18 protein-coding genes and 1 pseudogene are annotated in these 23,915 nt (G+C 68.9%); 9 read left to right on the top strand and 10 right to left on the bottom strand.

Annotation, left to right across the window (positions count from 1 at the left end; translation table 11 throughout):
* Window positions 1–43 precede the first annotated feature (43 nt).
* The 3 genes and pseudogenes from NF20_RS02535 to NF20_RS02525 all read left to right on the top strand — a co-directional run bounded on the left by NF20_RS02535 (window position 44) and on the right by NF20_RS02525 (window position 3,075).
* The gene (locus NF20_RS02535) at window positions 44–928 is read left to right on the top strand and encodes a carbohydrate ABC transporter permease (protein ID WP_023898679.1); all 885 of its coding nucleotides are present in this window, start codon (window positions 44–46) and stop codon (window positions 926–928) included.
* Window positions 915–1,742, top strand: coding sequence for a carbohydrate ABC transporter permease (locus tag NF20_RS02530; RefSeq protein ID WP_009976322.1), 828 nt, complete (start codon window positions 915–917; stop codon window positions 1,740–1,742). The genes NF20_RS02535 and NF20_RS02530 overlap by 14 nt, the downstream gene beginning before the upstream one ends.
* Window positions 1,739–3,075 (top strand): annotated as a pseudogene (locus NF20_RS02525) (extracellular solute-binding protein). Before NF20_RS02530 ends, NF20_RS02525 begins: the two are co-directional and overlap by 4 nt.
* A 5-nt stretch (window positions 3,076–3,080) precedes the next feature.
* On the opposite strand, the gene NF20_RS02520 reads toward NF20_RS02525, so the two are convergent.
* The 3 genes from NF20_RS02520 to ddaH are packed head-to-tail and all read right to left on the bottom strand — an operon-like array spanning window position 3,081 to window position 6,665.
* A complete protein-coding gene (locus NF20_RS02520) occupies window positions 3,081–4,532 on the bottom strand; it encodes an amino acid permease (RefSeq protein WP_003872467.1) in 1,452 nt (483 codons plus the stop codon).
* Window positions 4,533–4,560: 28 nt separating this feature from the next.
* Complete coding sequence (rocD, locus tag NF20_RS02515; protein WP_023865662.1) at window positions 4,561–5,799, bottom strand: ornithine--oxo-acid transaminase; 1,239 nt, start codon at window positions 5,797–5,799, stop codon at window positions 4,561–4,563.
* The gene (gene ddaH / locus NF20_RS02510) at window positions 5,796–6,665 is read right to left on the bottom strand and encodes a dimethylargininase (protein WP_023865661.1); all 870 of its coding nucleotides are present in this window, start codon (window positions 6,663–6,665) and stop codon (window positions 5,796–5,798) included. Before ddaH ends, rocD begins: the two co-directional genes overlap by 4 nt.
* Window positions 6,666–6,786: 121 nt before the next feature.
* Between ddaH and NF20_RS02505 the strand changes: the two genes are divergently transcribed.
* A complete protein-coding gene (locus NF20_RS02505) occupies window positions 6,787–7,233 on the top strand; it encodes an Lrp/AsnC family transcriptional regulator (protein ID WP_003872469.1) in 447 nt (148 codons plus the stop codon).
* A gap of 23 nt (window positions 7,234–7,256) precedes the next feature.
* Here the strand turns inward: NF20_RS02505 and NF20_RS02500 are convergent, their stop codons facing one another.
* Window positions 7,257–8,111: an energy-coupling factor transporter transmembrane component T family protein gene (locus tag NF20_RS02500; protein ID WP_033713249.1), complete on the bottom strand. Its 855-nt coding sequence runs from the start codon at window positions 8,109–8,111 to the stop codon at window positions 7,257–7,259.
* Window positions 8,108–10,069: an ATP-binding cassette domain-containing protein gene (locus NF20_RS02495; RefSeq protein ID WP_033713357.1), complete on the bottom strand. Its 1,962-nt coding sequence runs from the start codon at window positions 10,067–10,069 to the stop codon at window positions 8,108–8,110. The genes NF20_RS02500 and NF20_RS02495 overlap by 4 nt, the downstream gene beginning before the upstream one ends.
* A 181-nt stretch (window positions 10,070–10,250) precedes the next feature.
* On the opposite strand from NF20_RS02495, the gene NF20_RS02490 reads away from it, so the two are divergent.
* The 3 genes from NF20_RS02490 to NF20_RS02480 all read left to right on the top strand — a co-directional run bounded on the left by NF20_RS02490 (window position 10,251) and on the right by NF20_RS02480 (window position 15,122).
* A complete protein-coding gene (locus NF20_RS02490; RefSeq protein WP_003872472.1) occupies window positions 10,251–10,739 on the top strand; it encodes a MarR family winged helix-turn-helix transcriptional regulator in 489 nt (162 codons plus the stop codon).
* 69 nt (window positions 10,740–10,808) lie between these two features.
* Window positions 10,809–13,121 (top strand): ATP-binding cassette domain-containing protein, encoded by a 2,313-nt coding sequence (locus tag NF20_RS02485; RefSeq protein WP_033713248.1) that lies wholly within the window; start codon window positions 10,809–10,811, stop codon window positions 13,119–13,121.
* A gap of 48 nt (window positions 13,122–13,169) precedes the next feature.
* The gene (locus tag NF20_RS02480) at window positions 13,170–15,122 is read left to right on the top strand and encodes an acyl-CoA dehydrogenase (protein ID WP_023898649.1); all 1,953 of its coding nucleotides are present in this window, start codon (window positions 13,170–13,172) and stop codon (window positions 15,120–15,122) included.
* On the opposite strand, the gene NF20_RS02475 is transcribed toward NF20_RS02480, so the two are convergent.
* Both NF20_RS02475 and NF20_RS02470 read right to left on the bottom strand, forming a co-directional pair.
* A complete protein-coding gene (locus NF20_RS02475; protein ID WP_033713355.1) occupies window positions 15,112–16,530 on the bottom strand; it encodes a nitrate/nitrite transporter in 1,419 nt (472 codons plus the stop codon). The genes NF20_RS02480 and NF20_RS02475 overlap by 11 nt on opposite strands.
* A gap of 228 nt (window positions 16,531–16,758) precedes the next feature.
* A complete protein-coding gene (locus tag NF20_RS02470) occupies window positions 16,759–17,223 on the bottom strand; it encodes an LppP/LprE family lipoprotein (protein WP_003872476.1) in 465 nt (154 codons plus the stop codon).
* Window positions 17,224–17,555: 332 nt separating this feature from the next.
* On the opposite strand from NF20_RS02470, the gene NF20_RS02465 reads away from it, so the two are divergent.
* Both NF20_RS02465 and NF20_RS02460 read left to right on the top strand, forming a co-directional pair.
* Window positions 17,556–21,791 carry a bifunctional nitrate reductase/sulfite reductase flavoprotein subunit alpha gene (locus NF20_RS02465; RefSeq protein ID WP_033713245.1) on the top strand — a complete coding sequence of 1,412 codons (4,236 nt, stop codon included), beginning with the start codon at window positions 17,556–17,558 and terminating at the stop codon, window positions 21,789–21,791.
* A gap of 165 nt (window positions 21,792–21,956) precedes the next feature.
* Window positions 21,957–22,202, top strand: coding sequence for a hypothetical protein (locus NF20_RS02460; RefSeq protein ID WP_009976307.1), 246 nt, complete (start codon window positions 21,957–21,959; stop codon window positions 22,200–22,202).
* Between the two features lie 18 nt (window positions 22,203–22,220).
* On the opposite strand, the gene NF20_RS02455 is transcribed toward NF20_RS02460, so the two are convergent.
* The 3 genes from NF20_RS02455 to NF20_RS02445 all read right to left on the bottom strand — a co-directional run bounded on the left by NF20_RS02455 (window position 22,221) and on the right by NF20_RS02445 (window position 23,908).
* Complete coding sequence (locus NF20_RS02455; RefSeq protein WP_033713243.1) at window positions 22,221–22,721, bottom strand: CAP domain-containing protein; 501 nt, start codon at window positions 22,719–22,721, stop codon at window positions 22,221–22,223.
* Window positions 22,722–22,724: 3 nt separating this feature from the next.
* Window positions 22,725–23,207, bottom strand: coding sequence for a hypothetical protein (locus NF20_RS02450; protein WP_306454605.1), 483 nt, complete (start codon window positions 23,205–23,207; stop codon window positions 22,725–22,727).
* Window positions 23,208–23,296: 89 nt separating this feature from the next.
* A complete protein-coding gene (locus NF20_RS02445) occupies window positions 23,297–23,908 on the bottom strand; it encodes a hypothetical protein (RefSeq protein ID WP_033713242.1) in 612 nt (203 codons plus the stop codon).
* Window positions 23,909–23,915: the final 7 nt, after the last annotated feature.

Raw genomic sequence — 23,915 nt, 5'->3', positions numbered from 1 at the left:
GCCGGTCCCCACAAACCGTGGCAGCGCCCGCTTTAATTACCCCATGGCCAGCGCCGAACGCCGGGTTGCACCGCGGTCCACCGCGTTGGGCTACGCGCTGCTGGCGCCGAGCTTGTTCGGTGTGCTCGCGTTTCTACTGCTGCCCATCCTGGTGGTGATCTGGTTGAGCCTGTGCCGGTGGGATCTGCTGGGCCCGCTGCGCTTTGTCGGCCTGTCCAATTGGCGGTCGGTGCTGACCGACGCCGGGTTCGGCAACTCGCTGATGGTCACGGCCGTCTTCGTGGCCATGGTGGTCCCGGCGCAGACGGCGCTGGGTCTGCTGGCCGCCACCATGCTGGCCCGCCGGCTGCCCGGCACCGGGCTGTTCCGCACCGTCTATGTGCTGCCGTGGATTTGCGCACCGCTGGCCATCGCGGTGCTGTGGCGCTGGATCCTGGCGCCCACCGACGGCGCGGTGAGCGCGGTACTGGGGCACAGCATCGAATGGCTGTCCGACCCGAGCTTTGCACTGCCGCTGGTGTCGGCCGTCGTGGTGTGGACCAACGTCGGGTATGTCTCGTTGTCGTTCCTGGCCGGCCTGCTCGCCATCCCCGGGGACATTCACGCGGCGGCACGCACCGACGGCGCCAACGCGTGGCAGCGGTTCTGGCGCATCACCATGCCCATGCTGCGACCGACGACGTTCTTTGTGCTGGTGACCGGGATCGTCAGCAGCGCACAGGTTTTCGACACGGTGTACGCGTTGACCGGCGGCGGTCCCGCCGGCCGCACCGACCTGGTGGCACACCGCATCTACGCCGAGGCGTTCGGCTCGGCGGCCATCGGCCGGGCGTCGGTGATGGCGGTGGTGCTGTTCGTGATCCTGATCGGCGTCACCCTGGTTCAGCATCTGTATTTCCGGCGGCGGATCAGCTATGACCTCACCTGACCGCGCTCGCGCCAACATCGCGATCTACGCCGGCCTGCTGGTGGGCGCGTTGATCACGTTGGCGCCGTTCACACTTGGCTTGCTGACGGCGTTCACCTCGGCGCATCAATTCGTCACCGGCACCCCGTTGCAGCTGCCGCGACCGCCCACCCTGTCCAATTTCGCCGACCTGGCCGGGGCCGGGTTCGGCCGCGCGGCGGCGGTGACGGCGTTGATGACGGCGGTCATCCTGGTCGGCCAGCTGACGTTCTCGGTGCTGGCCGGATACGCGTTCGCGCGCTTGCGGTTTCCCGGCCGCGACGCGCTGTTCTGGGTCTACATCGCGACGCTGATGGTGCCGGGCACGGTCACCATCGTGCCGATGTATCTGATGATGGCCCAGCTGGGCCTGCGCAACACGTTCTGGGCGTTGGTGCTGCCGTTCATGTTCGGCTCGCCGTACGCAATCTTCCTGCTGCGCGAGCACTTTCGCATGATTCCGAACGACCTGGTCAATGCCGCCCGCCTGGACGGCGCCCACACCCTGGACGTGATCGTGCACGTGGTGATCCCGTCCAGCCGGCCGGTGCTGGCCGCGCTGGCGTTGATCACCGTGGTCTCGCAGTGGAACAACTTCATGTGGCCGTTGGTGATCACCAGCGGGCACAAGTGGCGGGTGCTCACGGTGGCGACCGCCGATCTGCAGACCCGGTTCAACGCGCAATGGACGCTGGTGATGGCGGCGACCACCATCGCGATCGTCCCGCTGGTCACGCTGTTCGTCATCTTCCAGCGTCACATCGTCGCCTCGATCGTCGTCTCGGGACTCAAGTGACCCGGCCCCGCTTCTCCACGCTGGTCGCCGGGGCGGTGGCGCTGGTCGCCGCGTTGCTGGCCGCGGCGGCGGTGCTGCTGGACTATTCCGGGCAGCCGCACGGCGACAAAACGATCGTGACGGTGCGAGTCTGGGGCGACGAGCTCGCCGAGGCTTACCGGCAATCGTTCGCGGCGTTCACCCGTGTCCATCCCGACATCGAAGTGCACGTCAACATGGTCGCGTACTCGACCTACTTCAACACCCTGCGCACCGACGTCGCCGGTGGCAGCGCCGACGACATCTTCTGGCTGTCCAACGCCTACCTCGCCGCCTACGCCGACAGCGGCCGACTGCTGAATATCCTTGACACACTTGGCACTAACGCGGCCGCGGACTGGGAGCGACCCGTCGTCGAGCAGTTCACCCGGCACGGACAGCTGTGGGGCGTGCCGCAGCTCACGGACGCCGGTATCGCCTTGTACTACAACGCGGACCTGCTCGGCTCGGCCGGCATCGACCCGGCCCAGCTGAACAGCCTGCGGTGGGACCCGGCCCGCGGGGACACGTTGCGTCCGCTGCTGGCCCGGCTCACCGTCGACGCCGACGGAAACCGCGGCGACACCCGGGGATTCGACCCGGGACGGGTGCGGCAGTGGGGCTACAACGCGGCCAACGACCCGCAGGGCATCTACCTGAATTACATCGGTTCGGCCGGCGGTGTCTTCCAGCGCGGCGACGAGTTCGCCTTCGACAATCCCGCCGCGGTGTCGGCGTTTCGCTACCTGGTCGACCTGATCAACCGCGACCACGTCGCGCCCCCGGCCGCCGACACCAACGACAACGGCGACTTCTCCCGCAACCAGTTCCTCGCCGGCCGGATGGCCCTCTTCCAATCGGGCACCTACAACCTGGCGCCGGTGGCCCGCGATGCGCGCTTCCGGTGGGGTGTGGCGATGATGCCCGCCGGGCCGGTGGGCCGGGTGAGCGTCACCAACGGCATTGCCGCAGCGGGCAACGCCGCGACCAAGCATCCCGGGGCGGTGCGCCAGGTGCTGGCCTGGATGGGCAGCAGGCAGGGCAACGAATACCTGGGCCGCTACGGCGCGGCCATTCCCGCGGTGACCTCGGCGCAACCGGTGTACTTCCGCTACTGGGCCGCCCGCGGCGTGGACGTCACACCCTTCTTCGCGGTGCTCAACGGGCCGCGCATCGCCGCCCCGGGCGGCGCCGGCTTCGCCGCCGGCAACGATGCGCTGCGGCCCTACTTCGACGAAATGTTCTCCGGCCGCGGCGATGTCGCCACGACACTGAGGCGGCTCAGGCGGCGGCCAACGCCGCGGCCCGCCGGTAAGCCGGTCAGCGCTCCTGGCCGGACGGGTCGACCGCCGCGTCGTTGAGTGCGCTGTGGTGACGGCCCCAGACGAAGTAGAAGATCAGCGCCAGCAACACCCAGCCGCTGAACGCGATCCAGGTGTACCAGTGCAAGCTCGCCAGGATGTACCCGCAGGCCATGATCGAAAGGACGGGCGTGACAGGGTAACCCGGGACCCGGAACCCGCGTGGCAGGTCGGGCTCGCGCACCCGTAACACGATCACCCCGACGGAGACGACGACGAACGCGGTGAGCGTGCCGATCGAGACCATGTCGGCCAGGTTTTGCAGCGGAATGAACGCGGCCAGGGTAGAGGCGGCGACCGCGACGATCACGGTGTTGTTCACCGGCGTCATGGTGCGCGGGTTCACCCTGGCGAACCGCGGCGGCAGCAGCCCGTCCCGGCCCATGGCGAACAGGATGCGGGTGATGCCGTACATGGTGACCAGCGTGACGCTGAAGATCGAAATGACCGCGCCCGCAGCCAAAATGGTGCTGGCCCAGCTGCCGTGCGTAACATGGTCGAGGATGGTGGCGAGCCCGGCCTCCTGCTGACCGCCGAAGTCCTGCCACGGCTGCGTCCCCAGCGCGGCGAGCGCGACGAACACGTACACGCCGGTGACGGTCGACAGCGCGGCGATCAGCGCGCGCGGCATGGTCTTCTGCGGGTTCGTCACCTCGTCGCCCGCGGTGGACACCGCATCGAGGCCGATGTAGGAGAAGAAGATGGTGCCGGCGGCCGTGCCCACACCGGCGACACCGAACGGCGCGAAGTCGTCGAGGTGGTGCACGTCGAACGCGGTGAAGGCAAGGATCCCGAAGACGACGAGCACGCCGAGCTTGATCATCACCATGATCGCGTTGACCTTGGCCGATTCGCTGGCCCCGCGGATCAGCAACAGGGCGCACATCCCGATCAGCATGACCGCCGGCAGATTGACGTAGCCGGGTTGCGCGTCCCACGGTGCGGCCGACAAGGCATGCGGCAGTTGGAATCCCACGACATTGCTCAGCAGCTTGTTCAAGTAGCCGCTCCAGTTCACCGAGACCGCGGCGGTGGCCACCCCGTATTCCAGCAGCAGGCAGGCCGCCACGCCCATCGCGACCACCTCGCCCAGCGTGGTGTAGGCGTAGGAATACGACGAGCCCGAAACCGGTACCGCCGAAGCCAATTCGGCGTAGCACACGGCCGCCAGCCCGGCGGCGACGCCGGCGAGCAGGAAGGAGACGATGACCGCGGGGCCGGCCTCGGGGACGGCCTGGGACATGACGAAGAAGATGCCGGTGCCGATCGTCGACCCGACCCCGAACATGGTCAGCTGGAAGGTCCCGATGCCGCGCCGGAGGTGATCGGCGGTGCCGGGGGCCACGTGTGCGCCCACCACCGGGCGTCGTCGCAGCAGCTGTGCTCTCAAGCCGATCGGCGTGGCTGGCAATTGCCCCTCCTGTTGCCGGGTCAGCTGATTATGAAGCAGCCTCCCGCAACACCGCAGCAAGCTGGCCGACCGCCCAGTCGATCTCCTGCGCGGTGACCACCAGAGGCGGCGCGAAGCGCAAGGTCGCGCCGTGCGTGTCCTTCACCAGCACGCCCCGCTCGGCCAGCCGCAGGCTCATCTCCCGGCCGCTGCCCAGCGACGGGTCGATGTCCACCCCTGCCCACAACCCCAGGCCGCGCACCTCGTCCACCCCGTGACCGACCAGCGCCCGCAGCCGCCGCTGCAGGTGCGCGCCCAGCGCGGTCGCGCGTGCCTGGTACTCGCCGCGGGCCAGCATGGACACCACGGTGGTGCCGATCGCGGCGGCCAGCGGGTTGCCGCCGAAGGTGGAGCCGTGTTCGCCGGGATGCAACACACCCAGGATCTCCCGGTCGGCCACCACCGCCGACAGCGGAACCACCCCGCCGCCCAGGGCTTTGCCCAGCAGGTAGACGTCGGGCACCACCCGCCACCGGTCGCAGGCGAACGTGTAACCGGTACGCGCCAGGCCGGATTGGATCTCGTCGGCGATCATCAGCACGTTGTGCTCGCTGCACAGCGCGCGGACGGCCGGCAGGTAGTCGTCGGGCGGGACGACGATGCCGGCCTCACCCTGGATCGGCTCCAGCAGCACCGCGACGGTGTTGTCGTCGATCGCCTGGGCCAGCGCGCCGGCATCACCGAACGGCACCGAGCGGAATCCCGGCGTGAAGGGGCCGAACCCGTCCCGTGCCGCGGCGTCCGAGGAGAAGCTGACGATGCTGATGGTGCGGCCGTGGAAGTTGTTGTCCGCCACGATGATATTGGCCTGGCCGGCGGGAACCCCCTTGACCTCGGCCCCCCACTTGCGGGCCACCTTGAGGCCGCTTTCCACGGCTTCGGCGCCCGAATTCATCGGCAGCACCATGTCCTTGTCGCACAGGTAGGCGAGCGCCGCGCAGAACGGCCCGAGCTTGTCGGAATGGACCGCGCGGCTGACCAGCGTGACGGTGTCCAGCTGCGCATGGGCGGTGGCGACGATCTCGGGGTGGCGGTGGCCGAAGTTCACCGCGGAATAGGCGGACAGGCAGTCCAGGTAGCGGCGGCCGTCGACATCGGTGATCCACGCCCCCTGCGCGCTCGCGGCGACGATCGGTAATGGCGAATAGTTGTGCGCGGCACGCTTTTCCGCCAGCCTGATCGCAGAATCCACGCGGGTCGCGGTGAGCTGCCCGTCCAGAATCGTCATGGAAACACCTCCAATGTGCAGCACTTGACGGAGCCGCCGCCTTTGAGCAGCTCGGACAAATCGACGCCTATCGGCTCGAACCCCGCCCGGCGCAATTGGGTTGCGAAACCCGTTGCGGCAGAGGGCAGTACCACATGTAACCCGTCGGAGACGACGTTGAGGCCCAACACGTGCGCGTCGGCCGGGCCGACCACGATGGCATCCGGGAACAGCGCACCCAGTTGCCGCCGGGCCGTGTCGCTGAACGCGGGCGGGTAGAACGCGATCGTGCGATCGTCGAGCACCGCCAACGCGGTGTCGAGATGGTAGAAGCGCGGGTCGACCAGTTCCAGCGACACGACCGGCGCGCGCAGCGCGGCCGAAATCTCCGGATGCGCCCGGCGGTCGGTGCGAAACCCCCAGCCGGCCAACACGATGTCGCCGACCTTCAGCAGATCGCCCTGCCCCTCGTTGACGTGGCGGGTGAGCAGCGGCCGATAGCCCAGCGAGCGCATCCATTCGGCGTAGGCGCGAGACTCGCCGGCCCGCTGCGCGAACCGAAACCTGGCCACGATCGCGACGTCTCCCGCGATGAACCCGCCGTTGGCGGCATAGACCATGTCCGGCAGCCCGGCCACCGGCTCGATCACGTCCACCCGGTGGCCGAGCCGTAAATAGGTGCGGCGCAGTGCCTCCCACTGGGCCTGCGCGCGGCCGGCGTCGACGAGGGTGGTGACGTCCATCCAGGGGTTGATCGCGTAGTCGACCGCGAAGAAGGACGGTCGCGTCATCGCATACCGGCGGACGCTGGGGAGCCGGTGCACCCGGCCGGTGCGGGCGGCTGATCGGGGCACCGGGCGGGCTGCCCGCACGTATTGATCCGTCATCCATCAACGGTATTTGCGGTCCCCTGAACAATCAAACGACTATCATTGCGTGTCTGCCGTCGATTTATTGCGCTATAGTCGGATATTCGATGATCTGTTGTCTCAGCACCGGGGAGGGGCCATGGATCGCCTGGACGACACCGACGAGCGCATCCTCGCCGAGCTGACCGAGCACGCCCGCGCCACCTTCGCCGAAATCGGCGACAAGGTGAACCTGTCGGCGCCGGCGGTGAAGCGCCGCGTCGACCGGATGCTGGACAGCGGGGTCATCAAGGGCTTCACCACCGTCGTCGACCGCAACGCACTGGGCTGGAACACCGAGGCCTACGTTCAGGTGTTCTGCCACGGCCGCATCGCGCCCGACGAGCTGCGGGCGGCCTGGGTGGACATCCCCGAGGTGTTCAGCGCCGCGACGGTGACCGGCACCCCGGACGCCATCCTGCACGTATTGGCCCGCGACATGCGGCATTTGGAGGTGGCGTTGGAACGGATCCGGTCCAGCGCGGACGTCGAACGCAGCGAAAGCATCGTCGTGTTGTCCAACCTCATCGACCGGATGCGGCCCTAGCGGGCGCGCAGGAACCGGCCGGCCTACTGGAAGGGGATCATCGAGTCCAGCGCCACCCCGATGGCGCCGGCGGCGACGGTGATGGTCAGGGTCACCCAGTCCGCGAGTTTCGGTCGCGCCGGGGCGGCCGACAACTGCCCGATACCGCCCCGGGCGGTGATCGCGTCGCCCATCTCGTCGGCGCGGCGCAACGTCACGACGATTGCCGCGGTGAGCAAGTCGATCATGTCCCGGGCCTGCTGACGGCGGCGGGCCCGGCGGCTGCGCGGTGTCTGGTTGGGGCGCAGTCGGCGGGCCGCGTAGAGCACCTGGAATTCTTCGATCAGCATCGGGAAGGCGCGCAGCGCCAGCGCCAGCGCGACGGCCCATTCGTCGCTCGGGATGCGCAGCCACCGCAGCGGGCGTCCCAAAGTGGCCAGGGCGGGCCCCATTTCGGCGACGTTGGTGGTCCACGACAGCATCGCGCCCAGCCCGATCAACACGATCGACAAGGCGGTGACGCGCAGGAAGTGCAGCGTTCCGCCCAACCCGATGTGCAGCCCGGCGATCGAGACCACCGGACTCCCGGCACCCAGCGCGGCCGTGATGCCGCCCACCGCCAGCACGATCCAGATCCAGCGCCGCGGCGAGGGCAGCGCGCCGCGCGGAATGTGGGCCAGCCGGGCCGCGGCCACCAGCAGGGCCAGCATCAACCCCACGGTCACCCACCCCGGAAAGAACGTCAGCAGCACCGAAACACCCAGCACCACAAGTAGTTTGGTGCCGGCCCACAATTCGTGGATTTTCGAGGTGCCGGGCACCGGGACCAGCAGCACCACCGGTCGCGGCGGCCGCCGAGTCCGGCCGGCCGGCGACTTGGTGTCCGAGGGCGCGGTCACGGCATTCCCCCCGCCGCGGTGGACGCCGTTTGCAGGGCTCCGTCGCGCAGGTACAGCGACCGCGGGCACAGCTCCTCGAGCCCGACGGTGTCGTGCGAGATCACCACCACCGTCAAACCCCGTTCTCTGCGCAGGTTTTCCAGCAGCCGCAGCAGGCCGCGCTGGCTGCCGATGTCCAACCCGGCCAGCGGCTCGTCGAGCACCAGCGCCCGCGGGGACCGGGCCAGCAGGCCGGCCAGCACTACCCGGCGCATCTGGCCGCCGCTGAGTTGGTCGATGCGCCGTTTGCCCATCGCCGGATCCAGTCCGACCGACATCAGCGCCTCGGCCACCCGGTCCTGGTCGGTGGGCGAAAACCCGGCAGCCGACGCCACTTCGGTGTCCACGTGATCGCGCATCAACTGCAGCCGGGCCGACTGGAACGACAGCGCGACCTCGCCGACCCGCTCGTTGGTGGGCCGGCCGTCGATCAGGCAGCTGCCGCTGGTGGGAGTGGTCAACCCGGCCATGATCCAGGCCAGCGTCGACTTGCCCGAGCCGTTGCCGCCGTGGATCAACAGCCCGTCGCCCTGTTCCACCACGAAGCTGACATCGCGCAGGGCGACCTTGGACCACGGTGTGCCGCTGGCGTATTCGTGGCTGACGTCGATGAGCTCCAGCACGGGCACCCCCGAACCGTGCGGGACGGCGACGGCCGGCGCGGCCGCGGCGTTGGTTTCGGCGGCGACGGTGTTGTCCGGTGAGTCGCTGAGCTTGATGACGCGGTCGGCGGACGCGGCCTCGTTGTCGTAGTGGGTGATGTGCACCAGGGCGGTCTGATGCCGTTTCGCGAGACCAGACAGGATGCCCAGCAACGCATCTCGGCCCTGCTGGTCCACCATGGTGGTGACCTCGTCGGCGATCAACAGCTTCGGGTCCCGCGCCAGCGCCGCCGCCAGCGCCAGCCGCTGCAACTCGCCGCCGGACAGGCTTCCGGTGTCGCGTTCGGCCAGCCCGTCCAGGCCGACTTCGCGCAGCAACCGGTGCACATCGATGTCGGTGCCCGGCGGCAGACCCCACACCACGTCGTCGGCGACCCGGGTGCCCAGGACTTGACTTTTGGGGTGCTGCAACACAATTGCCGTGCCGCCGACCTCGCCGAGTCCCACCGCGCCGGGCCGGTGCACGGTGCCCGACGTCGGTTGCCGGCCGGCCAGGATCAGCATCAGGGTGGTCTTGCCCGAGCCGTTGGCGCCGGTGACCGCGACGTGTTCGCCGGCCTGGATGTCCAGGCTGACCTCGCGCAGCGCGTCCTGCTCGGCACCCGGATAACGGAACCGCACGTTCTCCAACCGCACCGGAACCGGCCCGATGGCGGCGTGCCCGTCGTCGGGAGGGTCCAGCTTGTGCACGTCGGGGATCTTGCGCATCCGATCCAGCAGCCGAGACAGTGCCGACCAGCTGATGAACGAGACGACGACGACCAACAGGATCATGTAGGGGAAGATCAGCAGCGGCCAGTGCTGCAGCCCGTCGGCGACGTACCGCTTCAGCCCTGCGCCCACGCCCTGCAGGTGCATCCAGTTCAGGAAGGCCGCAACGCCGTTGGCGTTGGCCGTGATGACGTCGAAGAACAGATGACGCAGCCGGGTCAGCACCGCCAACACCGCGACCCATCCGGCGCCCCACAGCACGCCAGCGATCAACGACAACAACGCGACCGTCGGCGTGCCGCGACCCTTGCGTTTGACGATGCCGCACAATCCGCCGACCCAGGCGCAGTCGACGAGCATGAAAAGGCTGCCCAGCCCGGCGATCAGGAACGCGATCACCCCGCCGGCTACCGTCGCGGCCATCAGCGCGCGGGGGCGGTAGCGGTAAGCCAGCAATCCCATGGGCACGGTGCCCAGCACGCCCAGTCCCTGAGCGAATGGGATCACCGCGGCGAGGATCTCGATCGCCGCACACAGAGCCCCCATGACCGCGGCCTGTGCCAACTCATTCGGCCGCAGTGCCCCTGGTCCGGATGGCCGAAAACGCAGCAAGGTCACTTGGGCGATTCTGCCAGCCGGCCGCGGGAGTGTCCGCTGAAGAAGGTGTTTCGCACGGCACGCGCCCGCGCTGAGACCACGCTTAGCAAAGCTATGCAACCATGGAGACATGGACAACGTCGTCGACACCGCAAAGCTCGAGGGAGGGCAGGGACTGGGGGCCGACCTGCTCGCCGTGGTCGCGCGGCTCAACCGGCTGGCCACCCAGCGCATCCAGATGCCGTTGCCGGCAGCGCAGGCCAGGCTGCTGGCAACCATCGAAGCTCACGGCGAGGCCCGGATCGGTGACCTGGCCGCCGTCGACCACTGCTCGCAGCCGACGATGACGACGCAGGTGCGCCGACTCGAGGAAGCGGGCCTGGTCACCCGAACGGTCGATCCCGGCGATGCGCGCGCGGTGCGGATCCGCATCACCGCCGAGGGCAGGCGCACCCTGAACGCGGTGCGGGCCGACCGGGCCGCCGCGATCCAACCGCAGCTGGCGCTGCTCGACGCCGAAGACCGGCAGGTGCTGCGGCAGGCGGTCGACGTGTTGCGACGGCTGCTCGACAACGCCTCCCTCGCGTCCTCGCTGGCGGGCCGGCGCCAGACGTCCTGAGGCTGGTGGCCGGACCTGGCGCGAGGGTAGACACGTAGTCGAACAGACCGGTGACGAAAGGGTGGGGCGATGCCGACCGAGGCTTCGGCGCTTCCGGCCTCGCTGACCGTATGGGCCGGACCGAGCAGGTACGTCTTCGCCCCCGGTCGCGACGTGGTGGTGGGCTACGGCCCCGGCTGTGACATCCCGCTGGAACGCCTCGCCCCGCAACCACCCCCGGCGCCGCGCGTGGACGTGGTGCTGCGCTTCACCGGCGCCCACTGGGTGGCCATCGACCTGAGCCACCGCGGCATCTTCCTGGACGGATCCCGGGTCCCGACGGTCGAGATCCGCGACGGCCTGGCCATCACCATCGAAGATCCCCGGCACGGCCCGCGGCTGGTTTTCCAGGTCGCCGACCCGGGACACTCGGCGCCGCGGCCGCCGAATCCCCCGGCCGCGCCGCCTGTTCCGCCGGGCCGGCCGACCGCCCCCGACCCCAGGGTGCCGACCCAAAGCGCCACCCAGCGCATGCCCGCGGCCGCGCCGCCACCCGTTCCACCGCCTCCCCCTCACGTTCCGCCGCCGGCCCCGCCCGCGCCGGCGCCCGAGCCGCCCAAGGGCCCGGGCCTGATCGAGCGGATGATCACCTCCAAGCTGCGCGCCCAGCGCCCGTCGTTCCGCACCGACGAAGCCAACTCCACCCATCGGCTGCCGCTGCGCACCGCCGCCCGCACCACCGGCGTGGTGGCCTATCAGCTCGGGCTGTCCGTCGACGGCCACGAGACGCTGTCGGGCATCTCATTCACGGCGAAGCCCGGCACCATGACCGCGGTCATCGGACCCTCCCCGGCGCGCAATGCCGCGCTGCTGGCGCTGCTGGCGGGCACCCGGACGCCCAGCTCCGGGCGCGTCACCGTCGACGGACACGACGTGCACGCCGAACCGGCGGCCATGCGCGCCCGCATCGGGGTCGTCTCGCGCGAGGAGCGCCTGCACCGGCGGCTCACCGTCGAACAAGCGCTGCGCTATGCCGCCGAATTGCGGCTACCGCCGGAAACCTCGGCGGAGCAACGCGACCGGGTCCTCGGCCAGGTGCTCGACGAACTCGACCTGACGACCCACCGCGACACCAGGATCCGCAAACTCGCGCCCGAGGTGCGGCGCTGCACCGCACTGGCGATCGAGCTCGTCACGCGACCGAGCCTGCTGGTGGTGGACGAGCCGACCGCCGGGCTGAACGCGGCGCAGCAGCGCCACGTGATGGCCGTGCTGCGCCGCCAGGCCAATCTCGGCTGCGTCGTGGTGGCGGCGATCTCGTCGCGCACGTCGCTCACCGACGTCAACATGTGCGATCAGGTGTTGGTGCTCACCGCCGCCGGCAAGGTCGCCTATCTCGGGACGCCGCTGCAGGCCGAGTCCGCGATGGGCAGCGCCGACTGGTCGGCGGTGCTGGCCCGGGTCGGCGCCGATCCGGACGGCGCCCATCGCGCGTTTCGGGCGCGGCCGCAATCCGCGGCGCCGACCATCCCGCCGGAGGTCGCGGCGCCGTGGGCGCCGCCGACCGCGCTGCCGGGCAACCGGCAGGTGCGGTGGGTGGCCCGCCGCGAGATCCGGCTGCTGCTCGCCAATCGCCTCTACTTCGCATTTCTGGCGCTGCTGCCGTTCGTGTTGGCGGGACTGACGCTGCTGATCCCCGGCGATTCGGGCCTGGCGCGGCCCGCGCCGAGCAGTGCCAACGCGCACGAGGCCATCGAGATCCTGGCTCTGCTCAACGTTGCCGCGGTGATCATCGGGACGGCGCTGACGGTTCCGGCCATGGTGGGCGAGCATCGCGTCTACCGCCGCGAACAACAGGTCGGGCTGTCCGCGCCGGCCTACCTGGCCGCCAAGATCGCCGTGTACGCGCTGGCCGCGGCCGTCTGGGCGGCCGTCATGTTCGCCGTCGTCATCGCCGTCAAGGGTGCTCCGGTGTACGGCGCCGTCGTCCTGCACGACGCCACGTTCGAGCTCTACGTCGCCGTGGCAGTCACCGCGATGGTGTCCGCGGTGATCGGCCTGGCGCTGTCGGCGCTGGGCAAGTCGCTGGGCGAAGTCCTGCCGCTGCTGGTGCCGGTGATTCTGGCCGCGGTGCTGTTCAACGGAAGCCTGGTGCAGCTGGTCAGCATGTGGGGGCTGCAGCAGATCAGCTGGCTCGTCCCGGCCCGGTGGGGTTTCGCCGCGTCGGCGTCCACGGTGAACCTGCGCCGGATCGACCCGCTGGCCGCCAACGCCGAGACCTGGACGCACTACAGCGGCTGGTGGGTCTTCGACATGGTGATGCTCGTGCTGTTCGGCGTCGCCGCCGCGGGCGTGACCCTCTACCGGTTGCGCTCACCCGGGAAGATCCGTTCGGCGACATGAATTGTCGTCGTTGTTCCGGCGACGCGACGCGCACGTTACGGTCGGTTCATGGCGCCAGAAACGACAAGCACAGCCGAACATCTGCGCAACGCACTGGACGGGCGTTGGCGTGACGTCAGAAACCGGATGCGGGAGACGCTGAGCGAGGACCTGTTCCGTCCCCACTACACCCCCAACACCGTGATCGCCCGCACCAAGGTGGCCGAGCAGATGCGGATCATGGCGGCGTTCGGCGCGGCCGCTGACGGCTTCCGCAAAGAACACGGCGGCACCGGCGATGTCGGCGCGGCGATCACCATGATCGAGATGCTGGCGATGTCGGACCTGTCGTTGATGGTGAAGGCCGGGGTGCAGTGGGGCCTGTTCGGCGGGGCCGTGGAGAACCTGGGCACCGAGCGCCATCACGAGACCTACGTGCCCAAGATCATCAGCCTGGAGTTGCGCGGTTGTTTCGCGATGACCGAGACCGGGCACGGCAGCGACGTTCAGTCGCTGGAGACGACCGCCACCTACGACCCGGCGACCGAGGAGTTCGTGATCGACTCCCCCACCCCGTCGGCCCGCAAGGACTACATCGGCGGGGCCGCCGAAACCGCCACGGTGGCAGCGGTATTCGCGCAACTGATCACCACCGAAGACGGCAAGCCGCTCAATCACGGTGTGCACTGCCTCTTGGTGCCGATCCGTGACGCCGACGGCAACGACCTGCCCGGGGTGACCACCTCGGACTGCGAATACAAGGGCGGCCTGCCCGGGGTGGACAACGGGCGCATCGTGTTCGACCACGTCCGCGTGCCCCGGGTCAATCTGCTGAACAAGTACGGCGACGTGGCCCCGGACGGCACCTACAGCTCGCCGATCGAGAATCCCAACCGCCGGTTCTTCACCATGCTGGGCACGCTGGTTCGCGGCCGGATCACGGTCGGCGGCAGCGCCGGTGCGGCGGGCCGGGTGGCGCTGGACATCGCCACCCGATATGCGTTGCAGCGCAAGCAATTCACCACCCCGGACGGCGACTCCGAGGTGCTGATCATGGACTACCTGGTGCACCAGCGGCGGTTGTTCCCGTTGATCGCCAAGTCATACGCGCTGCAGTTCGCGCAGAACGAACTGGTCAGCAAGTGCCACGACATCCAGAGCGCCGACGATCCCGATGCCGACGAGCAGCGCGAACTGGAAGCGCGCGCGGCCGGGCTGAAGGCCGCCAACACCTGGCATGCGACGCGGGCGATCCAGGAGTCCCGCGAGGCCTGCGGCGGCGCGGGCTATATGGCCGAGAACCGGCTGATCGCGCTGCGCGGCGACACCGACGTGTTCACCACCTTCGAGGGCGACAACCACGTGCTGACCCAGCTGGTGGCCAAGGAGCTGCTGACCGCCTACGCCGACGACATCAAGAGCATGAGTCCGGTCGAATGGGTTCGCTTCGCCGCCAACGCCGTTGGCGATCGCGTCATCAAACGCACCGCGGCCGAGACGATCATCCAGACCATCGTCGACGCCCGGCAGGACAGCGAGGAAGAGGGCAGCCTGTTCAACCGCGGCACCCAGATCAAGATGTTCGAAGACCGCGAGGAGTATCTGCTGGCCTCGGTGGCGCGGCGGCTGCAGGCGAAATCGAAAGAGATGTCCGAATTCGACGCGTTCAACTCGGTGCAGGACCATGTGTTGCACGCGGCCAGCGCGCACATCGACCGGGTGGTGCTGGAAGCGTTCGTCGCCGGCATCGACGGCTGCCCCGACGAGCAGGCCCGCGAGCTGTTGGGCATCCTGTGCGACCTGTACGCGCTGTCGGTGATCGAGGACGACAAGGCCTGGTACATCGAGCACCGCTACCTGTCCACCGAGCGCGCCAAGGCGGTCACCCGGGGAATCAACGACCGCTGCCGGGCGCTGCGGCCGCACGCCCAAACCCTGGTCGACGGTTTCGGGATCCCCGAGCGGCTGCGCTACGCCGAGATGCTGCACCCGGAGAACCTGTCGGAGGCCCTCACGAGCTGACCGGCTGCTCGGCCATCGGCTGCCAGTCCGGCGCGATGCGCGGCTCGGGCGCCCGGCGTGGGCGCACATATCTGGCCCAGGTCAGGGCCGCCGCCGCGACGTAGCACAGCATGAACGCCCCGAACGCCGGCGTCGAGCTGCCGGTGCTGGCATAGGACTGGCGCAGCGCCAGGTTGATCACCACGCCGCCCAGCGCGCCGAACGAGCCGGCGAAGCCGATCAGCGCCGCCGACCGGGCCCGTTCCCAGTGGCGTCGTTCGGTGTCGCCGAGCTCCAACGCCCGGCTGCGCTGCGCGAAGACCGACGGGATCAGCTTGAACACCGATCCCTTGCCGATGCCGCAGCAGATGAACAACGCGATGAAGCCGGCGATGTAGCCGGCGGTCGTGTACAGCGACACCGGGGCGCCGGACGGGCGGGTCAGGTCGTCGTGCGTGCTCACCGCGACCAGGAAGCCGCCCGCAACGATCATGGCGGCCAGCACGGTCAGGGTGACCCGGCCGCCGTCGAAGCGGTCCCCCAGCTTGCCGCCGACCACCCGCGCCATCGATCCGAGCAGCGGCCCGGCGAAGGCGATCTCGGCGGCGTGCAGCGCGGCCTGCCCGTGCGTCTGCCCGCCGGCGATCAGGTTGTGGGCTATCACCTGGCCGAAGGCGAACGCGAATCCGATGAACGAGCCCGAGGCGCACATGTACAGGAACGAAATCGTCCAGGTGTCGGGCACCGTCAGCACCGAGCGCACGTGACCGACCTCGACGGAATGGTCCAGGTTGTCCATAAACAGCGCGGCGCCCACCCCGACGAGCGCCAGCAGCACCAGATAGACGGCGCACACCCAGTACGGCGCCTGGTTACCGGCGGTGGCCAGCACCACCAGTCCGACCGCCTGGATGCCGGCCGCGCCGAGATTGCCGACGCCTCCGGTGAGACCCAGCGCGAACCCCTTGCGCCGCTGCGGGAAAAACGATTCGACGTTGGCCAGCGCGGCCGCGTAGTTCCCGCCGCCCAAGCCGGTCAGCGCCGCGCACACCAGATACGGCCACAACGGCAACCCTGGGTGAGCCAGCAGCACGATGGCCGCAAGCGTGGGGATCAGCAGCACCAGCGACGACAGCACGGCCCAGTTGCGACCGCCCAGCCGCGCGGTGCCCATGGCGTACGGGATGCGCACCAGCGCCCCGACCAGTGCCGCGGTGGCGCCCACCAGCAGCTTGTCGCCGGTCGTGAAACCGTAGCGGGCCTGCGGCATGAACAGCACCATCACCGACCACAGGTACCAGATGGAAAAGGCGACGTGCATGGTGGCGATCGACCAGATCAGGTTGCGCCGGGCGATGAGCTTGTTGCCCGCTTCCCAGGCCACCAGATCCTCGGGATCCCAATGCGCGATGCGTCGCGTCCGTGCCATCAAACCCGCCTTCTGCCGATCGGCACCCACGACACGTCGCCCGACCACCGCACCGGGCACCGGTTGTCAAGGATGCCAGCGCTTTCCGAGTAAAGCGGCATTTCCCGGTAAGAACTCACTGAGGGCAAGCTGTGAGTTCCCGCGGGCCGGCGCCCCGTGGCCGTCCGCTGCGTCATGGCGATCACCTTGTTGCCCAACGACATTGGGGCGATCGCGAGCCCGCGGCCGTTATTGATTCGGGATCTTGCCGATGGTTTGCAGTTTGCCGTCGGGCCCGATCCGGAACTTCACCGTTCCGATCCCGGTGGGACAGCACAGCTGATCATTTCCCTTCTGCCACTGGTATTGAACGGTGACGGTGTCATCCGAGGGCGGTAGCACGGTTATATACGGCTTTGCGTTCGGGGTGGCGGTGCCCAGCGGCGTGTTGTGGTCGAAAAAGAGCAGTTGTTGGGGAGTCGACTCGCTGGCGATGGTGGGGATGATCTGCACCCAGTGCAACCGGCAATTGCGGGTGTGGCCGCGCCCGATCTCCACCCAGATGGTGCCGGGGATCGCGATGGGAACCGCGGTGATCGCCTGTCGCACAGTGTCGGCCGTCGGCCCGTCGGAGGCCTTGCAGGTGTCCGGCCGGGCCTGTGGCGGCGCCGGTGGCTTCCAGCCGCAACCGGAGGCCAGCAAAACCAACACCATCACAATGAGCCGACGCACGCGGTGAGCTTAGCGAAGACTGTGAATGTCCCGTCGGTTTGGTCAAAAAGCCCGTTCGAAGAAGCGTGGCGCGGGCCGCGGTGAGTACCCTCAGCCGGGGCGGATGGTCAACGGTGACCTGCGGTAACACGATCCCAAGCCCTGAATCTCCCCGGCGATTTCACACCGGCGTGCCTGCCGTTGAGAGGAAGAAGTAAACGGGGGGAAATTTCGGGCAGCGGTGCCGAAACATGGCTGCCCCACAATGAACTCACTCGTTAGCGAGCTAACCCGTGCACACTCGACGGAGGGACGTAAGCGTGGCCAGGGAGTCCATGGCGCCGGAGAACGCCGTGAACACCATGTGCGCTTACTGCGGCGTCGGCTGCGGCATGGTGTTGCAGATCACAACCGATCCGCAAACCGGGCGCCGTCACGTCGCCAAGTCGGTTGGCAACAAAGAACATCCGGCCAACTTCGGCCGCCTGTGCACCAAGGGGGCCACCACCGCCGACCTGCTCGCCGCCCCGGGCCGGATGGACTCGGCGCACGCGCGGGCCGGCCGCGGCGAACCGCTCGAACCGATCGACACGGATCAGGCGATCACCCGGTGCGCGAAACAGTTACGGGCGATCATCGACGAGCACGGCCCGGACGCGTTCGCGATGTACGTGTCCGGCCAGATGTCGCTGGAGGCGCAGTACCTGGCGAACAAGCTGACCAAGGGTTTCATCGGCACCAACCAGATCGAGTCGAACTCGCGACTGTGCATGGCCAGCGCCGGCTCCGGCTACAAGCTGTCGCTGGGCGCCGACGGACCACCGGGCTCCTACCAGGACTTCGAACACGCCGACGTGTTCTTCGTCATCGGCGCCAACATGGCCGACTGCCACCCGATCCTGTTCCTGCGCATGATGGATCGCGTCAAGGCGGGCGCGAAACTCATCGTCGTCGACCCGCGCCGCACCGCGACGGCCGAAAAGGCGGACCTGTTCCTGCAGATCGCCCCGGGGACGGATCTCGCGCTGCTCAACGGCCTGTTGCACCTGATCATCGAAAATGGGCACACCGACCGCGAATTCATCGCCGAGTTCACCGAGGGCTGGGAGGTGATGCCCAGCTTCCTGGAGCAGTACACCCCCGACCGGGTCAGCGAAATCACCGGCATCCCCGCGCAAGACATCCGCGCGGCGGCTCAGCTGATCGGCGAGGCCGACAACTTCATGAGCTGCTGGACGATGGGCCTCAACCAGAGCACGCACGGTACCTGGAACACCAACGCCATCTGCAACCTGCACCTGGCCACCGGGGCGATCTGCAAGCCGGGCAGCGGCCCCTTCTCGCTCACCGGTCAGCCCAACGCGATGGGCGGCCGCGAAATGGGTTACATGGGACCGGGTTTGCCGGGCCAGCGGTCGGTGGCATCGGCCGTCGACCGCGAGTTCGTCGAAGACGTGTGGGGTGTTCCCCGCGGAAGGCTGCGCACCGAGGTCGGCACCGGAACCATCGACATGTTCTCCCGGATGGCCGACGGGCAGATCAAGGCATGCTGGATCATCTGCACCAATCCCGTTGCCTCCGTTGCTAATCGGAAGACCGTGCTGGCCGGGCTGGAGCGCGCCGAGTTGGTGATCGCCCAGGACGCCTACCTCGGCACGGAGACCAGCGAATACGCCGACGTGTTGTTGCCGGCGGCGCTGTGGGCGGAGACCGAGGGGGTGATGGTCAATTCCGAGCGCAACATCACGCTGTCCCAGCCGGCGGTCGCGGCGCCGGGTGGGGCCATGCCCGACTGGCAGATCATCGCCCGGATCGCCTGCGAGATGGGGTTTTCCGAGGCGTTCAGCTACAGCTGCGCCGAGGAGGTGTTCGAGGAGATCAAGCGGTTCTGGAATCCGACGACCGGCTACGACCTGCGCGGTGTGAGCTATGAGCGGCTGCGTCGGCAGCCGCTGCAGTGGCCGTGCCCGCCGCAGAGCACGGCCGACCGCAACCCGATCCGCTACCTCAATGACGGCGTCAGCCAGACACAACTGGTCCGCGCGGACGGCACCGTGCCGCGGCTGGCCTTCCCGACGCCGAGCGGCCGCGCGGTGTTCTTCGCCCGTCCGCACCTGCAGCCCGAGGAAATGCCCGACGACGACTACCCGTTCCTGTTGAACACCGGGCGGCTGCCGCACCAGTGGCACACCATGACCAAGACCGGCAAGGTCGCCAAACTCAACAAGCTCAACCCCGGCCCGTTCGTCGAGGTCCATCCCGACGACGCCGCCCGGCTGGGCATCGGCGAACACGACCGCGTCGAAATCGCTTCCCGCCGCGGCCGGGCCGTGCTGCCCGCCGTCGTCAGCGACCGGGTGCGGCCCGGCAACTGCTTCGCCCCGTTCCACTGGAACGACGCCTTCGGCGAGTATCTGTCGATCAACGCGGTCACCAACGACGCGGTCGACCCGATCTCGAACCAGCCCGAATTCAAGGCGTGTGCCGTCACCCTGACGAAAGTCGCCGTCTCCCACCCCGATTCGACCATCGGAACCGGCCCTGCGGCGGGCCACGACACACCGGAATCCGCGCCCACGGAGGTACGAGAAATCAGCGTGTCACAAGTCGATGCCCTCGGCGAATTGCTGGGCGTGGCAACGTCATTCAAGCCGGAATTTAACGAGCTCGGCCGCTCGTACCTGGCCGGGATGCTGACCGGACTGCGCTCGGACGTCGGCCGCCGCGCCGGTGGCGTGCCCACGCTGCCGCCGAGCGCGCCCTTCGATTCCCGCACCCGACTGTGGGTGGACGGCCTGCTGGCCGGGTTGTTCTCCCGCGCCGACGCATCCCAGCAGGCGGCGCTGCCCGAGCCGCCCCAGCCGGCCGTCCAGCAGCCACCGGCCGCGCCGGCCGGTGCCACACCCGCGCCCGAGCGGGCCCCGGTCGTGGTGTTGTGGGCGTCGCAGACCGGCAACGCCGAGGAGCTCGCCGCCGAGGTCGCCGCGCAACTCGCGGCGGCCGAGCTGCCGGTCGCCCTGCACAGCATGGACGACTTCCCGGCGGCCGAGCTGGCGGCGACGCGGGAACTGCTGCTGATCACCAGCACCACCGGTGACGGCGACGCACCCGACAACGGCTCCGGCCTGTGGCGCGCGCTGACCGGCGACGCTGCACCGCGATTGGGCAACACCCGCTACGCGGTGCTCGCGCTGGGCGACTCCAACTACGACGACTTCTGCGGTCACGGACGCAAACTCGACGCGCGGCTGGCCGAGCTGGGCGCGACCCGCATCGCCGAACGCGTCGACTGCGAACCCGACTACGAACAGGCCGCGGCCAAGTGGGTCGCTGACGTCATCGAGGCCCTGACCCGCACCCCCACCGCGGTGGGCGGCGACGGCGGCGCGACCGTCTCGGCCCGCACCTCCCCGGTGGCGGCACCGTCCCGCCCGAACACGCCCGCGCCGCACACCTACAGCAAAAAGCACCCGCTCATCACCGACATGGTGCGCAACACCACGTTGAACGGGCCGAAATCCACCAAGGACGTGCGGCATCTGGTGTTCAACCTGCCGGAAGACGCCGTCAGCTACGAGGCCGGTGACGCGCTCGGGGTGTGGCCGCGCAACAGCGATGAGCTGGTCGACGAGTGGCTGGCGGTCACCGGCCTGGACGGGCAGACCCCGGTCGAGGTCGGCGAGCACGGGCTGATGTCACTGCGTTCGGCGCTCACCGAGCGCATCGAGATCGCCCACATCAGCCGGGATTTGGTGCGTTTCGTGCAGGAGCGTACCGGCGACGCCAAACTTGCCGAGCTGTTGAAGCCGGAAAACAAACGCGCACTGGCGGATTGGACGTGGGGGCGGCAGTCCATCGACCTGCTGGCGCAGCTGCCGGTGTCCGCCTCGGCCCACGAATGGCTCAGGGTGCTCAAACGCCTTCAGCCGCGGCTGTATTCGATCTCGTCGAGCCCCAAGGCCTGTCCGGGCGAAGTGCACCTGACGGTGTCGCCGGTGCGCTACAACTTCCAGGGCGTGCCGCGCCGCGGGGTGTGTTCGACTTACCTCGCCGCCCGCTCCCCCGGCGATCGGGTGGCCGTCTACCTGCAGCCGTCGAGCAACTTCCGCCCGCCCAGCGACCCGGACACCCCGATGATCATGATCGGGCCGGGCACCGGGATCGCACCCTTCCGCGGCTTCCTGCAGGAGCGGCGCGCGCTCGGCCACCGCGGCCCCAACTGGCTGTTCTTCGGCGAGCAGCACGCCGCCACCGACTTCTACTACCGCGACGAGCTGGAGCAGATGCGCGAGGACGGTTTCCTCACCGAGCTGGACCTCGCCTTCTCCCGGGACCAGCAACACAAGGTCTACGTGCAGCACCTGATGCGCAACCGCGGCAAGCAGCTATGGAGCTGGCTGCAGGACGGCGCCCAGCTGTACGTGTGCGGCACCGCCGACCCGATGGCCAAGGACGTCGACCGGGCGCTGTGCGACATCGCCGCCGAATTCGGCAATCTCGACCCCGACGCGGCCAAGGCCTACGTTCAGTCGCTCAGCGCGGACAAGCGCTACCACCGCGACGTCTACTAGCCCGCACTAGCCCGCACTAGCCGCGACGACGTCGAACTCGTAATACGGCGGAAACATCGCACACCCACCGCTGAAACATGCGCATCGCACCATGCACTCAAAAGGTCGCGCACCTGAAGGAGTGACGTAGTCGTGGCTCGGGAGTGTGATGGACCCGATCGGGTCATGAAGAAGAACTGTCCGCTGCAGTGCCCCCGGCGATACGGCGGGGTGGCCGAGAATGCGGCCGGTGACCAGGTGGACTGGGCGGGCTTGCCGGTCAATCTGGACTTCGCGTTCTCGCGGGATCAACGCGACAAGGTCTACGCCCAGCACCTCAAGCGCAGGCACGGAACACAGTTCGGCACCTGGCGGCGCGGCGGCCAGGTATGCGTGTGCGAGCTGGCGAGCGAGTCCGTTTCCAGCGGGTAGCCGCCACCGATCGCGCCGCTACCGCCGGGCCGGATCGGGCTGGCCGTAGACGGCGACCACGACGGTGCGGTCCAGGCTGTTGTCCGACCACACCCCGATGGAGGTGTTGGCGCAGTCCCGGATGATCGCCATGTCGTCCGGGTTGGCATACCACTGGTTGACCAGCTCGAGGCTGCTGATCGCCATCGCCGGATTGATGGCCACCGTCTCGGCGGCCCTGCCGCGAAAGCCGGCGGCATTGGCCCGGTCCTGCGGCGTCGATCCGTCGGAACCGATGTCGTCGTTGATGTTTCGGTTGTTGATCATGTCTTCGGCGTGCCATTCGGCGGCCAGGGTGAGTGCGTTGTTCCTGACCACGTCGTTGGTGCAGCCCGCCTGGTGCTGCAGGGTGTAGACGGCGGAGACGACGGCGCTGTTGAGCCGCTTGTTATCGGCGCGCGCGGCGGGCACCGGCAGCGCCGCCGACACGACGACCGCGCCCGCCATCAGGCGGGCGGCGCGGCTCACCGGTACCGACACGCCTCACACCGGTTCGAAGCGGGACACCAACCAGCGGCCGTTGACCTTGTCCAAGGTCATCCGGACGACGGGCTGGGTGTCGGTGGGGGCGCCGTCGCCGATGGTGACGGTTTGGTCGACGAAAACCAAAGCCACCGCGTGGTTTTCGGCGACCGAGACCGATGCCGCCGCGTTGACCCTGGCCGCGGACGAGATGTGCTTCTCCTTGGCGCCGGGAATGACGACCTGGCGGGTCAGTTCGGCGTAGGCATCCTTGAACTCACCGGTCAGCCGGTCACGCGCCGCGGCGAGGTCCTTGTCCACCGAATCCGCCCGGTAGGACAGCAACGCCACCGCGTCCTCACGGGCGGCCTGCACCGACTGGGCGCGAGCCTGGGCGAGGTCGTCGGCGGATCCGGCCGACCACCTCAGGTAGCCGGCGCCCAACGCCAAGACCAGCGCCAGCCCGGGCAGTATGCCGTAGCCGAACACCCGCGGCCAGGCGATCGAGCGTTTGCCCCGCGACGACGTTGGTTGCGGGTCGATGTCCGACTCCCGGGTGTCGGCGGCGGTCCGGGCCGTCTCGCTCGGCGCGGTCACGGGACGAACACCACGTTGGAGACCTTGGCGTCATCGCCGACGGATCGGACCTCGATGCGCATCCGCCATTCCCGCGGCGGCTCGTCGCCGCCGGCGGTGTGCGACTTCACCGCGACCGCCACCAGCACCTGGGCGGAGTCGCCGCGCTGCGACTCCAGTCCCGCATCGGTCACGGTGCCTTCGGATTTCGATTGCGCCGCCTTGACCACCTCCGCGAACGGTTTGGACCGCTGCTCGAACTCGTCGCGGAACGCGCCGGTGGCCGAATCGAGGATCCGCTGCACGTCGCGGTCGACCTGGGTGTAGTTGATGGTGGTGAGGTTGACCGCGCCCTGACGGGCGGTCGCGACGAACAGGTTGCGCCGCGCCTGGGCGTCGTGCTGCTGATAGGCGCGGTAGCCCAGCCAGCCGCTCAACCCGGCCAACGCCGCCACCATGACCGCGCCGACCGCCAACACCGTCGCCGCCCGCGACAGCCGTCGCCGCCGGGCGAGTTCGCGCCAGCGCGCGACCCGGCCCTCGTCTTGATCGTCTCCCTCGTCGGTGTCGAGTTGTGTTGCTGCGTCGTACTTTTCCTCGGCGGAGGGGGTATCAGCTTCGTCGGCCATGATGCTC

It is taken from the genome of Mycobacterium sp. MAC_080597_8934, from assembly GCF_000523975.1.
Classification (GTDB): Bacteria; Actinomycetota; Actinomycetes; order Mycobacteriales; family Mycobacteriaceae; genus Mycobacterium; species Mycobacterium avium.
This window is presented reverse-complemented; position numbering and strand designations above follow the sequence as displayed.

Excerpts from the sequence above, each read along its gene's own strand:
- NF20_RS02535 (WP_023898679.1), top strand. The coding sequence starts at position 44 with ATGGCCAGCGCCGAACGCCGGGTTGCACCGCGGTCCACCGCGTTGGGC.
- NF20_RS02530 (WP_009976322.1), top strand. The coding sequence starts at position 915 with ATGACCTCACCTGACCGCGCTCGCGCCAACATCGCGATCTACGCCGGC.
- rocD (WP_023865662.1), bottom strand. The coding sequence starts at position 5,799 with ATGACGATTCTGGACGGGCAGCTCACCGCGACCCGCGTGGATTCTGCG.
- ddaH (WP_023865661.1), bottom strand. The coding sequence starts at position 6,665 with ATGACGGATCAATACGTGCGGGCAGCCCGCCCGGTGCCCCGATCAGCC.
- NF20_RS02505 (WP_003872469.1), top strand. The coding sequence starts at position 6,787 with ATGGATCGCCTGGACGACACCGACGAGCGCATCCTCGCCGAGCTGACC.
- NF20_RS02495 (WP_033713357.1), bottom strand. The coding sequence starts at position 10,069 with ATGGGGGCTCTGTGTGCGGCGATCGAGATCCTCGCCGCGGTGATCCCA.
- NF20_RS02490 (WP_003872472.1), top strand. The coding sequence starts at position 10,251 with ATGGACAACGTCGTCGACACCGCAAAGCTCGAGGGAGGGCAGGGACTG.
- NF20_RS02485 (WP_033713248.1), top strand. The coding sequence starts at position 10,809 with ATGCCGACCGAGGCTTCGGCGCTTCCGGCCTCGCTGACCGTATGGGCC.
- NF20_RS02480 (WP_023898649.1), top strand. The coding sequence starts at position 13,170 with ATGGCGCCAGAAACGACAAGCACAGCCGAACATCTGCGCAACGCACTG.
- NF20_RS02475 (WP_033713355.1), bottom strand. The coding sequence starts at position 16,530 with ATGGCACGGACGCGACGCATCGCGCATTGGGATCCCGAGGATCTGGTG.
- NF20_RS02470 (WP_003872476.1), bottom strand. The coding sequence starts at position 17,223 with ATGGTGTTGGTTTTGCTGGCCTCCGGTTGCGGCTGGAAGCCACCGGCG.
- NF20_RS02465 (WP_033713245.1), top strand. The coding sequence starts at position 17,556 with ATGGCGCCGGAGAACGCCGTGAACACCATGTGCGCTTACTGCGGCGTC.
- NF20_RS02460 (WP_009976307.1), top strand. The coding sequence starts at position 21,957 with ATGAAGAAGAACTGTCCGCTGCAGTGCCCCCGGCGATACGGCGGGGTG.
- NF20_RS02445 (WP_033713242.1), bottom strand. The coding sequence starts at position 23,908 with ATGGCCGACGAAGCTGATACCCCCTCCGCCGAGGAAAAGTACGACGCA.